Annotated in this window: 13 protein-coding genes; 5 read left to right on the top strand and 8 right to left on the bottom strand. The window is 41.0% G+C overall.

The window, feature by feature from the left end:
* Positions 1–13: 13 nt before the first annotated feature.
* From ACT3QP_RS03760 to ACT3QP_RS03785, 6 genes are all read right to left on the bottom strand, one after another.
* On the bottom strand, positions 14–232 hold the full coding sequence (locus ACT3QP_RS03760) for a M48 metallopeptidase family protein (protein WP_444524509.1): 219 nt from the start codon (positions 230–232) through the stop codon (positions 14–16).
* A gap of 459 nt (positions 233–691) precedes the next feature.
* Positions 692–2,314, bottom strand: coding sequence for a DUF1513 domain-containing protein (locus ACT3QP_RS03765; protein ID WP_444524510.1), 1,623 nt, complete (start codon positions 2,312–2,314; stop codon positions 692–694).
* A 3-nt stretch (positions 2,315–2,317) separates the two neighbouring features.
* On the bottom strand, positions 2,318–3,463 hold the full coding sequence (locus ACT3QP_RS03770; RefSeq protein ID WP_444524511.1) for an imelysin family protein: 1,146 nt from the start codon (positions 3,461–3,463) through the stop codon (positions 2,318–2,320).
* A gap of 107 nt (positions 3,464–3,570) precedes the next feature.
* On the bottom strand, positions 3,571–5,226 hold the full coding sequence (locus ACT3QP_RS03775) for a di-heme oxidoreductase family protein (RefSeq protein WP_444524512.1): 1,656 nt from the start codon (positions 5,224–5,226) through the stop codon (positions 3,571–3,573).
* A 260-nt stretch (positions 5,227–5,486) separates the two neighbouring features.
* Positions 5,487–6,947 carry an imelysin family protein gene (locus ACT3QP_RS03780; protein ID WP_444524513.1) on the bottom strand — a complete coding sequence of 487 codons (1,461 nt, stop codon included), beginning with the start codon at positions 6,945–6,947 and terminating at the stop codon, positions 5,487–5,489.
* A 422-nt stretch (positions 6,948–7,369) separates the two neighbouring features.
* Positions 7,370–8,023, bottom strand: a complete 654-nt coding sequence (locus ACT3QP_RS03785; protein WP_192518535.1) for an OmpA family protein — start codon at positions 8,021–8,023, stop codon at positions 7,370–7,372.
* Between the two features lie 542 nt (positions 8,024–8,565).
* Here ACT3QP_RS03785 and ACT3QP_RS03790 point away from each other — a divergent pair.
* From ACT3QP_RS03790 to minE, 5 genes are all read left to right on the top strand, one after another.
* The gene (locus ACT3QP_RS03790; RefSeq protein WP_444524514.1) at positions 8,566–9,519 is read left to right on the top strand and encodes an acyltransferase; all 954 of its coding nucleotides are present in this window, start codon (positions 8,566–8,568) and stop codon (positions 9,517–9,519) included.
* 331 nt (positions 9,520–9,850) lie between these two features.
* Entirely contained in the window at positions 9,851–10,936 is a 1,086-nt protein-coding gene (locus ACT3QP_RS03795) for a hypothetical protein (protein WP_444524515.1), read from the top strand.
* A 220-nt stretch (positions 10,937–11,156) separates the two neighbouring features.
* Positions 11,157–11,981: a septum site-determining protein MinC gene (gene minC / locus ACT3QP_RS03800; RefSeq protein ID WP_444524516.1), complete on the top strand. Its 825-nt coding sequence runs from the start codon at positions 11,157–11,159 to the stop codon at positions 11,979–11,981.
* Between the two features lie 322 nt (positions 11,982–12,303).
* Entirely contained in the window at positions 12,304–13,116 is an 813-nt protein-coding gene (gene minD / locus ACT3QP_RS03805; RefSeq protein ID WP_192518539.1) for a septum site-determining protein MinD, read from the top strand.
* A 2-nt stretch (positions 13,117–13,118) separates the two neighbouring features.
* Entirely contained in the window at positions 13,119–13,409 is a 291-nt protein-coding gene (gene minE / locus ACT3QP_RS03810; protein WP_192518540.1) for a cell division topological specificity factor MinE, read from the top strand.
* 121 nt (positions 13,410–13,530) lie between these two features.
* On the opposite strand, the gene ACT3QP_RS03815 is transcribed toward minE, so the two are convergent.
* Together ACT3QP_RS03815 and ACT3QP_RS03820 are read right to left on the bottom strand one after the other, a co-directional pair.
* A complete protein-coding gene (locus ACT3QP_RS03815) occupies positions 13,531–14,058 on the bottom strand; it encodes a cytochrome b (protein WP_444524517.1) in 528 nt (175 codons plus the stop codon).
* Positions 14,059–14,205: 147 nt separating this feature from the next.
* Complete coding sequence (locus tag ACT3QP_RS03820; protein ID WP_444524518.1) at positions 14,206–14,697, bottom strand: hypothetical protein; 492 nt, start codon at positions 14,695–14,697, stop codon at positions 14,206–14,208.
* Positions 14,698–14,700: the final 3 nt, after the last annotated feature.

Genomic DNA, 14,700 nt, shown 5'->3' on the forward strand with positions numbered 1-14,700 from the left:
TAACACACCCTAGCTACCCTGTTTTACCTGCCAGCATATCATGCCACCGCTGATAATCTGGCATCGCTGTCGCTACTGTCTGCCAAAATGCTGGACTATGATTGGCATGATGCAAATGACACAGCTCGTGGACGATGACATATTCCGTACATTCAAGGAGATAGGCAGGAAGGTAGACAGATAACCAGACCCGACGCGCACGCGTATTGCAGCTACCCCAGCGTGTGTGCATTTTTTTAGACGTATCTCATTGGCTTGTGCGCCGACCACTGGTTGCCATTTTTCCAACAAGGTGGGGATTACCAAAAGTAATTGCTCACGGTAATGGGCAATTTTTTGATCATGACTCAGCGTAGTTGATTGCTTTACACCCCATAAAAAAAAAGGACTATCAGCAGTTGAAGATTCGCTTAAAGAGTGCTGTTTACGCTTGTATTTCTCCAATACTTGCCCATGGTTATCGATAGCCCACGCCACGCGTTGAGCCACAGCCTGTGCAATCTGCACTGTATTCATAAATAATGGCACAGACACCATTAGCAGATAAGGCTTCAAACGAAAATTGATATTTTTAACACGCTTTTTAGTAACCTGTAGCTCAATGCCTGCTTGTGCAAGTTGTTGCTTCGAGAGTATTAATAACGATGCCGTCTCCTGTATAGCCATCGTTATACCCTACCACGCTCACTGATCACAACAGTGCCTGCAAATGGTTATCGAAAGACATTTTATGGCGTTCACTGTCTTTAACAACACTATTAGCTAACGCCGTTCTGTCAGCTGACTCTTCATCTGGCTGGATTTCCATTTTCGAGGATGAAACCACCGTCAAAGTTGTCAGTTGCCCTTGTCCATCACTGACGATAAAACCTGATCGCTGTTTATTTACTGTCTGGCTGCCAACGGACTGACTATCATAAGATAATACAGATGCACCTGCACAATCTGGCAGACTAACATCATCAATCAACTGCCGAGTATTTAAATCATACACCGCTGCACATCCACCAATCGGTGTCGTCACACATAACAGGTTACGCTCACTGTCCACCGCCACACTAGCGATATACTGATGAAAACGTTGCCATTGATTGTTTGGCATCATGAGGGGCTTAAAGTCAGTATCACCGCGCTGATGCGTAAGTACCAAAGGTACGTTAATATGACGCTCACCTTGAAACTGAATGCCAATCATCACAGTACCGTCGTCATGCATAGCTAAATGGCGTACGCTCATCTGATTGTGTACAGGAATGACCTGTTCGAGCAATGCCCCATTATGACGGTTTAGATACACCAGTGATGGTCGCATAGTATCTAGATTAAGCTCCTCACGAGAGGCTTGCTCAGTCTTGATACCACCATTGGCAATAACAAGCGTCTCACCATCTGGATGCATAATCAGCTCATGTGGACCGATACCATATGAGTCAAATTCCTCAACTTTTTGATAACCTTGGCTAACATCGTAGATACCGATTTTACCCGCTAGATTGACGGTATTGTTTTCGGTTACATATAACAGCATACCATCCAAACTGTAACAAGCATGTCCATAAAAATGACGATCAATAGATGCGTCAATAGCGAACTTTACTTGCCCAGTTGCCGTATCCAACACCCAAAATTTCTCACTAGGGCGACGACCCATAACGACGACATCGCGAGTTGCTTGGCTATTAGCGTCATTTAAAAATGGCTGAACAACAATATCATGTACACGCTCTGGCATCGTCGTCTGCCACACAATCTGACGATCTGCATCAATACCGACGACCCCATAGCCATCGACAGAGTCTTCATCGCTCGTTAACGTCGCGGCTTGTGGCATGGATGCCACACCACTCACCCAACACACTGGTCGCCCTAACATGGTCGTCGTATGTACTGCTGAAAAATTTGAAATTACACCAGCACTATCAACATGGCTATGACTATCATGATCCATACCCGATGGATAGCTTTGATAAGCCTGATGCCAAGCATTGGTAGCCTGCTTATAGGCGTACTGTAACCTTGATAATTGTTGCGTAGCAGCTGACTGGGGCGACGTCACTAATGATAGCTGTGATGACAAATGTAACGACAGTGACTGCCATTGCGCACCCACTCCTATCACATAGTCTTGCAAACGCGCAGATGGATAACGTTGCTTACGGTAACGATGATGCACTCCAACTAGTGCTGCCGTACTAAGCGCTGTCAATGCCGAAGTTTTAAACAGCTCATTCTTAAAGCAGCTATCTAATAGACCTACAAGCTTGCGACTGTGTGTTTCGGCAGCTTCTTTTGCTGTATCACCCTGTGTCTGCATTGTTTAATCACCATCTGTGCTATTAAATCCGACACGAATACCGAGTGTTGGGATTAATTGACGTTTAATCAGGCGTGTTATCGTCGTTAAATGGTCATACAATGCTTGTTGCGTGTCTTTATCTGCAGTCGCTAAATCCTCTGGCATTTGCGCCAATAGCGTGGTGGTTTCAGCCAAAGCAGTTGATAAGTTATCACCCACCGCACTGTCATCATTGCTATTTAGTATCTCTGTTAATACTGGATCCGTCAGCGCTTTATTCAGCGTGGCCAACTTCGCATTGATAATCGCACGGCTTTGTGCAGCTGTTGCAGCAGGTAAATGACCTTTTGCTTTACCAGTTAGACCCAATGGCTGATCGATAGCATTAGACTTCATGGTTTCAACCAACGAAAGCAAAGAGTTGAACCATTGATTCAATCCTTGGTCGCTGTCAGCCACTTTGTCAATGGCCAATAGCTCAGTTGAGCTCTGCTGCCAGTTGGCTTCAATCTCTTTTAAACGTGTGCTTAATGCACTGCTTGCACTGATCACATAAGCACATTGACCAGCATCCAAACTGTCATTGGCATATAGCGCTTCTTCTAGTCCTGGTACACCTTGAACAATCGCACTTTCATTAGCCAAATGCTCAGGAGTCAACTTGGGGTTAGCAGCGATTAGATCTGCCACGCCACTATGTACCAAACCGCGTTCGTCGGGATAATAATTGATATACAGGTTGCTCATACTGGCAGTCGCAGGACCAAAATTGATCATCTCAGCACGTGCCCATGCCTGTGCCAAAACTAGCCACTGATCGCGCAGCGCTTGCAATTCATCTCCACTGACTGACTCTGACTGACAATGGGTTTGAGCTAAATCATGCAATAAATCACTTTGTTTGGTCACATCAGCATACGCTGGAATGACAATATCATTAGCCACATGGGTCAGATAAGCGGTTTCAGTATCAGTACTGATGTCTACTACATTAATTGTAGCAGTAATATCATTATTCTCTTCTGCTGAACTATTAACACTGTCTTGCGCGACCTCTTGGCTATCCGTCTCTGGTGCTTTATTTTCATCAGCAGGCTTGGCACAGCTGATAAGCAACCCAGCACTTAGGGCAGACAATGCCATTGCTAAAGCATGATTTATTTTCATAGGTTTCTCGGTATTTATATAAGTAATTGTATCTATAATAGATAAGGCAGATCATCTGATTAATATCTGCCTATTTAGGGATTAACAGCGAATAAACAACAGCATTTTTATAGAGACTGTAAGAACGCATTCAATTCAGCACGCCCTTGTTTATCAAGCTTAAGCACTTCTTTCTGTTGTTTTTCAGCTTCTCCACCATGCCATAGAACCGCTTCCATCAAAGTACGCGCACGACCATCGTGTAAAAATGTCGCTTGCGAGTCAACAGTCTGCGCCAGACCCACGCCCCATAAAGCAGGTGTGCGCCATTCATAAGAGTTGGCCAAAAACTCAACTTGCGCATCTTTAGGTGGTAGATTGCCAGCAATCGTACGATCAGCAAGACCATCACCCATATCATGCAACAACATATCGGTATAAGGATAGATCACTTGTCCATGCTGCTCAAGACGATCATCGTTAGTGTGTGGCAACTGATATCTAGGTGTATGGCAGCTTTGGCAGCCGATGTCATAAAAGCGTTTTTTTCCAGCTAAGACCAATTCATCATCAGCATTACGACGATGCGGCACGGCTAAATTACGTGTATAAAACTCAACAAACTTGGTCACTTCATCATTGACTTCTACAGGCGGTTTACCATTACCTTGCTCATCAGCACCCGTTGTTGCATTCACACAAGCCGTCTGCGTTGGCATACAGGACTCATTAGGACGGATATTTGATGTTAGTCCCATATCTTCATTAAAGGCACTTTGGTTTTGGGTAATCAGCTTGGTTTGACCTGCTTTCCAGCCAAAGCGTCCGAGTGCCTTCTCGCCAGTTTGTGGATCCATCACCCAGTTAAATTTTCCGCTAATATCACCGTCTGCCTGAGTAGCTTGTTGTTTAATAGCCTCATCTGGAATTTGCTCGAGCAAACCAAGCCCAATCATAGGTAATGCCACACGTGGTGAAACCATTAATTCATCATCGAACTTACCATAACCTGGTTGGGTTAAGTTAAAAGTAGGATCACGCAACGTTTCGACATAGCCATCAGCAAAAGTAATTGGTTTGTCTGCCCACTGTACTGAAATTTTTGCCTCAGCAGGCACACCTTGAATACCACGGTCTTGAAGCTGACCACCATACATAGGGTGCACGACTTTTTCGATAAGAGAGTTATTTAGCTGTTGACGTTGTTCATCAGTGGTCGCAGGCATAGCAAGACGAATGAGCAAGCTATCGGCATCATCATCAGCATTCATTGGTGCATGCCCTCGACCATCTTTTATATGGCAAGATTGACAAGCAGCAACATTAAACAATGCACCCAAACCATCGCGGCTATCAGTACTGGCAGGTGCAATGACCCAAGGCTGCTTAAAGAAGGCATTACCAATAAAAAACGACCCTTTACGTGAGGCGGTCAAGTTAGAAGAAGGTTTAGAGTAGCTCTCTGCACTACTGATACTGATACCTGTATCACCACCCTGTTTGACCTCTTGCGGATCAAATTTCACTAACTGCTGCATGGATACGCCAGCGAGCTTTTCTATCGTTTGGAGACGTTCAGGGACTAAAGCTTGAGATTTTTCATTACTTTCTGTAGCTTGCTCTTCATTAGTAGTATCGTCAGAATTACTGTCATTCGGCTGACAAGCGCTGAGAGATAGGGCACACAAGATACCAAGGGTCAGTTTTGGTAGTACACCATTAATGATGGAAGCAGAATAAAATGAGGCAGATTTTTTGATTTTTAAAACGTTTGCGGTGTTCATAGAAAAAGTACCTTAGTTCTAGCGTAGAACCATTAAAATCGCATGCTGTAAAGTGTTTCACTTCTAATCAATAAGGTTCAGCGAAGTACCAACCTATCAAGCTATTTTAATACGGTAAAAAAACACGTTGCCAACTGTGGTCGACAACGTGTTTATTATACCTAAATTACTATGCTATGAAAATAATTCTCATTAGCTTATAACAAACTCTTCAGGCATTAATAAATAACATGTAGCTGTTGGAGTTCAGATGTTTCAACTTAAAACTGTGAGCCCGCATCAGCATCTAAATTGTCGATACCGACGGCTTTAGCAGCATTTTCAATACCAACGGTCAGCTCTTGCAAACCAGTGATACCAGCCTCAACCCATCCGCGGCGAACGTTTTGTTCTTCAGCAGAGATACCGTCTTTGCTCACCTGACCTACGGTAGCGATCATTTGATCAATCTTGATACCCTCTTTTTCACCTTTTTCTACGAGTACATCAAAGGCAGATTCTACTTTAGCAAAATCAGCAACCAATTGGTCAGCTACCGCTTTGTTGTCAGTATCAACGAGATAGTCTTTAAGACCGTAACCGCCAACTGTTTGACCATCGACTGTTTTATAGCTACCGTTAAAGACGTTTTGAATACCGCGAGCATTATTCGCATAGCTTAGATGTGTCAAATCACTAAAGCACTCATGCTCATCTTCAGTAGAACCAGTAACAAACGCGACCTGCATACGCTCAGATGCAAGCTCACCTAGTGCAAGACTGCCCATTTGATACATAATCTGGCGTAAACCATTATCATATTTACGTGCCATCAGATCGCTACGCAACGTGTTTTCACTTTCTGGCTGCCACTCGGCTTCCATCGCCGTTAGATCATCTACCAATAATTGAGCAGCGGCTGTTAAGAATTCACCACGACGCTCACATATACTGGCATCATCATTGACAGTATCGCCACTAGTACATTGACCTGTTTCTGTTGCATAATCCGTCACAGGGCGGTTGCCTGCACCTTCGCTAACACCGTTTGTATCTTGACCCCATAGCATAAACTCGATAGCGTGGTAACCAGTTGTCACATTGGCTTCACTACCGCCAATCTCATTCATTTCTGCTAACAGTTCAGGAGTAATGCTACTGGTATCCTGCTCGACACTACCAACCGTAATACTGTCGCTATTGATGATATTGTTTTGACTATCGTACTCACCTTCGTAGCTGTCACTAACATAATCAATCAATGCTTCATCAAGTGGCCAAGCATTCACTTGTCCTTCCCAGCCATCAACGCTGCCAATTGCACGCTGATCATTGGCAGTGACGAAGCCTTCGTCAAAACGGAAAACTTCCGTTTGCGAGTACGGCTGACGGGCAACTTTATAGGCAGCTTTTGCTGCTTCTAGATTTTCCTGTGTTGGTGTGGCTACATATGCCTCTACTGCAGCTTGCAACAATTTGGCAGTATCTAAAGAGTCTTTATAAGCCGCATGTGCCATGTTTGCATAGCTATCCATCAATCTATCAGTATCGGCCTGCTCAGTGGTTGACAAGTCTGTAGTATCGGCAGATTCTGTACTTTGTACTTCTGCTTGAGTCTCAGTATTTGCATCTGTATTTTCTTCGGTTTGTTTGGTACAACCTGACACCATCAGTAACCCTGCAAGCGCAGCAGCTAAGGTAGTTGGTAAAATTTTACGGTTCGTTACTGTAGTAATCGTCATACATATCCTCGGAAATATAGCAAAAAAAGTTGATGTTTGTGACTCGTTATCAATGATATTAGTGTGTGTTGTCACAAGATATTCTAACGATGTATATGGTGTATTTATCATGTGCGATAAAAATATTGTATTGCAACGTTAAGAAAACTTTACAAATTATAATATTATTGATAATCATTATCAATATTTAATTTTAAATAATAATATACTTAATGATAGAACAATAAGGCAGTGCCTTAGAAATACGTTTTAAACAAATAACGATTATCAACAACTTCATATCAACCATGCTTTAGGCATATAAAACACGTTAAACCAAATCATCCAATGAAAGACATAAAAAAAGACCAGCTGAACGCTGATCTTTCTTATATTGGCATTTGATACATCTAGCCATCACATAACTATCGTTATGTAGTGAGTTAGTTTACACTCTGTGGCGCATTAACCGTTAGCTCAACACGACGGTTTTGCTGACGGCCATAATCTGTACTGTTGTCAGCTACTGGACGTGACTCTCCGTACGCTACAACATTAATACGGTTAGAAGCCACACCCTGAGCGGTTAGATAGTTTGCTACTGAGTAAGCTCGATCACGTGATAGACCCATGTTATAAGAATCTGAACCTTGGCTATCAGTGTGACCTGCGATAGTAATAGTATTTTGGTTATATTGATTCATGGTGCTAGCCAGCTTATCAAGTGTTGGCTTGAAAGATGAATTTAGCGTTGCATTGTCAAAAGAGAAAGTGATGCTACCTGGCATAACTAAATCAATATTACCTGTTGTGGGATCTTGCTCAACAGTCACACCTGTACCGGCCATTTGCTGCTCAAGCTGCTTAGCTTGACGCTCCATATAGTAGCCAACACCAGCACCTAGCGCAGCACCAATAGCGGCATCACGGCCAGTCTCTTCACCGCCAGTCGCTTTAGAGATAGCAGCACCACCAAGTGCACCCGCTAAACCACCAATTGCAGTCTTATTCAGACGTTGTTGACCATCTGCGGTAGTGGTACAACCACTAAGGACTAAACCTGATGCTACTGCTGCAATCATTAATTTATTACGCATAATATTTCCTCTGAATTTTAGATAAAAGTTTAAATAATTGTGAACAAGCCGTGCTTTTTTTAAATATTTTCTATTAGTTAGGGACTACTTTTTACAGGTACTCTCCATTATTATGGCAATTACAATCTAACTATATGTAATATTTTGTCACAACTGTGTATGAGAAGTGCGGATGAATTTTTAGGTATTTACGCCCTTCTCATTTGTTATGACCCATCATAAGTTGCTATCGTAAGTCACGTTTACACTCTTACACTCTAATTGATTTCTGCTAAAATTACGTCACGCTATTTATCAGCGCTAAGCAATACAGTCGATTCAATTTAAAAGTAGTACGAGGCAAGCGAGGTCAACGCAGTAATGTTTTTATAGTGGAATGACTATACAAATTACCTTATCGACTAAATACTCGTCTTTAACGGTAGTTTCAGGTTTTTCTCTAGCCGTCTAAAAGCATAAACCTCTTTGAAAGCCTTTTGATAAAAGCAGTATCAGCAATGGATAACTTATAGACTCGTAAGATAGATCAAAAAGGATTTAGTATGCGCCTGACCGCTACTATTAAAAAAATACATCAAAGCACGCCTAAATTAGGAAAAGCTATCTCGCTAGCGACAGCCACAGGCGTCATTGCGGCCAATAGTTTTGGCGGCAGTATTCCTCTATGGTTGATGGGCATGGGGAAAATTATCACGGGCGCCCCTATTGCAGATAAAACTGTGATTAAAATTGCCACTCATTGGATTAGCAGTAATAATGCTTTAATTGATAATATGCTACCACGCAAAGACTGGCGTATCAATTTGCCTGACGAGGTGCATACCGATGGTAAATACTTACTCGTCAGTAATCATCAATCTTGGGTCGATACTAGCATCGTGCAGTATATTAGTGAAAAGCGCTTGCCATTAACGCGATTTTTTACCAAATTTGAGTTAATTTACATTCCAATTGTGGGGCAAGCCTTTTATTTTTTAGACTTTCCAATGATGCGTCGCCATTCAAAAGAAGCCGTGGCCAAGAACCCTTCATTAAAGGGTAAAGATATTGAAGAAGCAAAACGTGCTTGTGAGCTGTTAAAAGACAAACCTTTTACTTTGTTAAATTACTTAGAAGGTACCCGTTTTACCAAAGCTAAACATGCTCAGCAGCAATCACCTTATACTCATTTATTAAAACCACGAGCAGGTGGTTTATCGCTCGCCATAAATGCCTTAGGTGCAGATATCGATGGCATATTGGATATGACTATTGTTTATCCTGATGGCGTACCAACATATGCTGATCTGTGGAAAGGTAATATCAAGCGCTTGGGGGTTGATGTCAGATATATCGAGATACCTGACTCGTTGTTTGTCGGAATTCAAAACGGTGGCTACGAAAACGATGAAGCTGTAAAGAAGCAAATGTTTGATTGGGTTGAGCAAATATGGTACAACAAAGACCAACGGATTACCGAGATGTTGGCTGATTTTGAAACCAACCCTCAAGCCTAAAATAATTAAAAAAACAAAGTCAAAAAACTGCCACGTTATTTAAGACAGATTAAAGTCTGTTGAACATTGACGATGTTAATAGCGCTATACTGCGGCATGCCTTCAAGCTGACCATTGAGCTTTAAATAGGGTGAATTTTACCAAACTGCGTCAAACAGCTTGATCATACCTCGATATTATTTGTGCTATTCTGTTCGTTTGACTATAGTTTATTGTTTAACTACAGTTTATCCCAGTTTCATCATTATCTTCCAAATAAGAACACGCCCTATACCCACTGCTTATTTTTTATACCATTTATTATTTATAAGGTTTGACTGTGCCCGCCTCTATGACAACTACTAACCCGCAGCTCGACTCAGCACCAATATCTAATCAATCACATCACCTCTCGAACAATCAATCACCGCAACCCCACCACCCACAACCAAGTCGATTAAAACTTACTTATGATATTTTGATGATTATCATCATTAGTATCGACCTGTTGTTGATTAGTGTTGATGCAATATTGATGAGTAACTTTAGTACTCATGCCGCCGAATGGCTGACGATTGGTGAGTCATTAAGCTGGTATCAAAATACTGTGCATGTTCCATTACGTACTGCCGGTGGTTTTTTTACCATATTCTTAATCGCTGAGTTATTTGTGCGTTGGATGATTGCCATCACACAACAAACCTATTACCGATGGTTCTTTTTTCCTTTTGTACATTGGTATGAAGTATTGGGTTGTTTTCCGCAATTACGTGCGTTACGTTTGTTTCGAGCAGTGGTCATCGGACATCGTTTATACCAATTAGGCTACCAAGTACTACCACAGTCTTGGATCGATCGGATTAAGTTCTATATTGATCTATTGCTAGAAGAGCTCTCTGACCGTGTCATCTTGACAACCATCCAGAACTTCCGGCAGGAATTGACCAATTCAGATACTCACAAATCATTTATCGAATCTACAGTTGCACGAAATCGCGATGAGATTGAAGCGGCATTATTGTCTGTACTACGTACCGAGCTGGTACCAAAACTACAGGCGTTAACGACCGATTCAGGCGGTGGTAATATATTGGCCAATGAAGTGGGTAACGCTATTGAAGAAGGTTTGGCTAATACACCTGAACTACGTCGTTACTTACGTATGATTCCCATTGCCGGTGGTCTGATTGAGTCACAGTTGCAACATGTAGGACATAATATAGGTGAAAACGTTGTTTATGCCTTAAATGAACGGCTCCTTGATCCTAAGATTCTAGACTCATTAATGGTAGAAATTGCTCGTGGTGTGGCACAAATAAATACTGATAATACAGCGCTAGACACCTTAATTTCTAGTATCATTGATGACAGTTTGACGGAATTGGAAGCGCAGGTAAAAGTACAGCAATGGAAACATCAAGATATGCTCAACCTATAGTCGGTACGTCTAAGGCTTGTCTTCATTAAAAAAATGGAGGCACAAATGAGACAAACGGTCAGCAAACGAGAAAATCAGCACAGATAATATCGAGATATTAACCAACTGTTTAGCAAATTTAACCATTTTAAAGTTCTTTGGCTATAACAATAAAGTATGACCCAATAATAAAAACAGCACCGTGAACACAGCGACAGAATTATTTCTTGAGGATTTATATATGACAGTTTCAGATAACGAAGGCCAACCCTCGAACGCCGCACCAGCGTTAGCATTTTATGGAAAAATGCTGACTTTTTCACGTTTACAGTTCAATACAAATGATCTAAACACAATTGAAACACAACTTAATGAGACGTTTAGTAATAAATCTAGCAACATACCTATTCTCATCGATAGCGAGATAGAGCAAGATTTATCAGCATTGGTAGAGTTGTTATGGTCGTATGGCCTTCAACCCATCGGTGTGGTAACCAGCACAATGGACTCACAGGCACGTGAGCTGCACTTGGCAATATTCCCAGCTGATGGCAAACGCATCGAGCGTATCGTATCCACTAAAAAAGCCGCTACTCAAAATAGCAAAGTATCAGAAAACAGTAGCGCAGATGCTGCTACTAATGAGCAAACCACTGTCGTCAACGAGTCACCTACTGAGACAACGATATCTGAAGTCTCAACAGAGTCTCTAGTAAGTGACGAGCAGATGAGCAGTATGATTTATGATCAAATGCTACGTTCAGGACAAAGCCTCAACCACGTTGGTGGCGATCTGATTTTGACCAATAGCGTCAACAGTGGTGCTGAAGCAATCACTGATAACAGTCTGCATGTTTATGGTCGCGCTCAAGGTCGCTTGGTTGCAGGTGCTACCGGTGATAAAGATGCACGGATTTTTTGCCAGGTTTTCAACCCTTCATTAGTATCGGTTGCAGGGACCTATTGCCTACGAGACAATTTACCTCCGCATGTTGTGGACAAGGCTGTACAGGTCAGATTTGTAGAAGGCGAAGGATTGGTATTTACCGTGATAAATGAAGCATAAGCCGAAAAACTTTAAATAACATAGCAAGTTTATTTAACAAAACTGTTCTATGATGAATCATTGTTTATGACAATATTTATACTTTTCATGAGCATTTATTTTATTATTCATCATAGACAGTATTGACTAACAAATTTTAGGTAGCAAAGCCTTATAGCTTATATAGAAGTTGTTTGCTTGCTTTAATACAGACTCGCTATAAATTTTTGTTTATTTATGCTAGGCTAGCTTCGCAGGGAGTACATATATATAATATTATGAATAATATACAATTGTGCTCTTTTACAAAAGATATCCCATTGATTCATAGGAGTGTGCCATTGTGGCGAAGATAGTTGTAATCACTTCAGGTAAAGGTGGTGTGGGCAAAACCACAACAAGCGCCTCTTTTGCTGCTGGTTTAGCATTGCGTGGCTATAAAACAGTCGTTATCGATTTTGATGTAGGTCTACGTAATCTAGACTTGATCATGGGTTGTGAAAATCGAATTGTTTACGATTTTGTTGATGTTATTAACGGTAACGCGCGCTTGTCGCAAGCACTGGTTAAAGACAAACAGCTTGAAAACCTATACATATTACCTGCTAGCCAAACACGTGATAAAGATGCCTTAACAGATGAAGGTGTAACAGAAGTTATGGATGAGCTGTCTAAGCAGTTTGACTATATTATCTGTGACTCACCTGCTGGTATCGAACGTGGTGCGCAGTTAGCGATGTATCATGCTGATGAAGCGATTATCGTCACTAACCCTGAAATTTCTTCAGTGCGTGACTCGGATCGTATTATTGGTATTTTACAAAGCCAAACTAAAAAAGTTAAAGAGAATCAAGGCTCTGTACGTGAGCATTTGGTTATCACTCGTTATAATCCTGAGCGTGCAGCCGCTAATGAGATGATGGATATCGATACGATTTCTAACGACATCCTAAAAGTGCCTTTACTGGGAGTTATCCCTGAAAGCCATGCAGTACTTGAAGCTTCTAACCATGGTGAGCCAGTTATTCACTATACCGACTCTGTTGCCGGTCAATGTTATGATGACATTGTCGCCCGATTCTTAGGTGAAGAACGTCCACTACGTCATCTTGACGTGAAGAAAAAGAGTTTATTACAGCGCTGGTTTGGGGGTTAATAATGAGTAAGAAAAAAGGATTCTGGAGTAGCCTATTCGGCACTGACGACAGTAGTAGTAAAGGTAGCGCTAATTTAGCCACTGAACGTCTTAAAGTAATTGTTGCTAGCGAAAATCGCCTAAACAACCGCTTAACTGTTGATCGTATCGAAAAAATGAAACGTGAAATTTTAGAAGTCGTTAATAAATATGTCAACGGTGTACAGATTGATGATGTTAATATCAATCATCGCTCTGAAGACAGTTTGGATGTGCTAGAGATGAATATCAGTTTGCCTGAGCATAAAAAATAAAGTCGTAGTAATTGACTTAAATTATTATAAATTATCCTAAAAAAGCCCTAAGTAATTATACTTAGGGCTTTTTTTTAGGATATATCATGATATTTTACAAGAATAAATTTTTGAAAGTACACTATTTCATACGTGCCATTAAATTGTCTTTTTTGACAAACTGATGATACAAGGCTGCACTGATATGAACAAACGTGAATGCAAGAATGGCTTGCCAAATAACATCCGTATGTAGATTATTATAGAATCTTGCCAAACTTCTATCAGGTGTGACAAACACAGGGATTTGAAACAAACCAAAAACATCAACAGGTCGGCCACCATAGACAGACATCAATAGACCGACCATTGGCATTGCTATCAACAAGGCATATAATCCAAAATGAGATAAATGAGACAATAATAATTGCCATTTAGGCATCGATATAGAGGGTGGCGCTTTAGTAACGACACGGTTAATTACCCGCGCTATCATCCAAAATAATAGACTAACACCAAAAGATTTATGCAATCCAATATAAAGGCTGTTATCAAAATTATTGTTCAAAAACATCATTGCCCAGGTGATCAATAATAAAAGTGCACTGATCCAGTGAAAAATACGGCTACTTACTGACCACTTTAATACGTTTGAATTCGTATTGCTCATACTCTACCTTATTACCTTCATCGCTGGTTATTTATCATTAAAAATATACAAAAGGACATCTACTTATCTAGCGATTAAAGACCATTAAGATGATTAAATCATTTACTTAATAATAAATATTTATATAAATATTAGGCTATAACTTTGCTATAAATCAACTAAATGATGCGCAATCTTATCCAAGTCTGGTACCAAATAAGCGGTATCACCTATCATCACAGTTTGAAAAAGGTAGGATAGCACAACATTTTCCTGAAAAGCTATCGCTGCTTTATCAATATTTTTATCTTTAAATTGTTCGGGCATCTCAACATCTTTAACCTCTGAAATACGAACTTGTAGTTGGCGTAACTCACCTGCTGTTTGTAACGCTAAGCGATGTTCTGTGGTATTACCTTCTAAAACAATCATTTTCTCTGCTGTCATATCTTGTGCCAGTAAAGAAAATACAGCCACTTCCTGCTGCTGCCAAGTATAAGTTGAAGTGCGTTCGTTATAATCATCCACACTCAAAACTAAGCTGCTTGGAATTACCCAGTCAGGCTGGTCAAATGCCGGAATAATAGTAACATCCAACGTGCCGTTGGTCGTGGTCAACAAACTAACTGCTTCAAACGAATGTTTCAAAATTTGTTTCATACA

Source organism: Psychrobacter sp. AOP7-B1-24, from assembly GCF_052376215.1.
Lineage (GTDB): Bacteria > Pseudomonadota > Gammaproteobacteria > Pseudomonadales > Moraxellaceae > Psychrobacter.

What these genes read in the sequence shown, in the direction of transcription:
- ACT3QP_RS03780 (WP_444524513.1), bottom strand. Translation starts at nt 6,947, where the DNA reads ATGACGATTACTACAGTAACGAACCGTAAAATTTTACCAACTACCTTA.
- ACT3QP_RS03815 (WP_444524517.1), bottom strand. Translation starts at nt 14,058, where the DNA reads ATGAGCAATACGAATTCAAACGTATTAAAGTGGTCAGTAAGTAGCCGT.
- ACT3QP_RS03790 (WP_444524514.1), top strand. Translation starts at nt 8,566, where the DNA reads ATGCGCCTGACCGCTACTATTAAAAAAATACATCAAAGCACGCCTAAA.
- ACT3QP_RS03765 (WP_444524510.1), bottom strand. Translation starts at nt 2,314, where the DNA reads ATGCAGACACAGGGTGATACAGCAAAAGAAGCTGCCGAAACACACAGT.
- ACT3QP_RS03785 (WP_192518535.1), bottom strand. Translation starts at nt 8,023, where the DNA reads ATGCGTAATAAATTAATGATTGCAGCAGTAGCATCAGGTTTAGTCCTT.
- minE (WP_192518540.1), top strand. Translation starts at nt 13,119, where the DNA reads ATGAGTAAGAAAAAAGGATTCTGGAGTAGCCTATTCGGCACTGACGAC.
- minC (WP_444524516.1), top strand. Translation starts at nt 11,157, where the DNA reads ATGACAGTTTCAGATAACGAAGGCCAACCCTCGAACGCCGCACCAGCG.
- ACT3QP_RS03760 (WP_444524509.1), bottom strand. Translation starts at nt 232, where the DNA reads ATGCACACACGCTGGGGTAGCTGCAATACGCGTGCGCGTCGGGTCTGG.
- ACT3QP_RS03820 (WP_444524518.1), bottom strand. Translation starts at nt 14,697, where the DNA reads ATGAAACAAATTTTGAAACATTCGTTTGAAGCAGTTAGTTTGTTGACC.
- ACT3QP_RS03795 (WP_444524515.1), top strand. Translation starts at nt 9,851, where the DNA reads ATGACAACTACTAACCCGCAGCTCGACTCAGCACCAATATCTAATCAA.
- ACT3QP_RS03775 (WP_444524512.1), bottom strand. Translation starts at nt 5,226, where the DNA reads ATGAACACCGCAAACGTTTTAAAAATCAAAAAATCTGCCTCATTTTAT.
- ACT3QP_RS03770 (WP_444524511.1), bottom strand. Translation starts at nt 3,463, where the DNA reads ATGAAAATAAATCATGCTTTAGCAATGGCATTGTCTGCCCTAAGTGCT.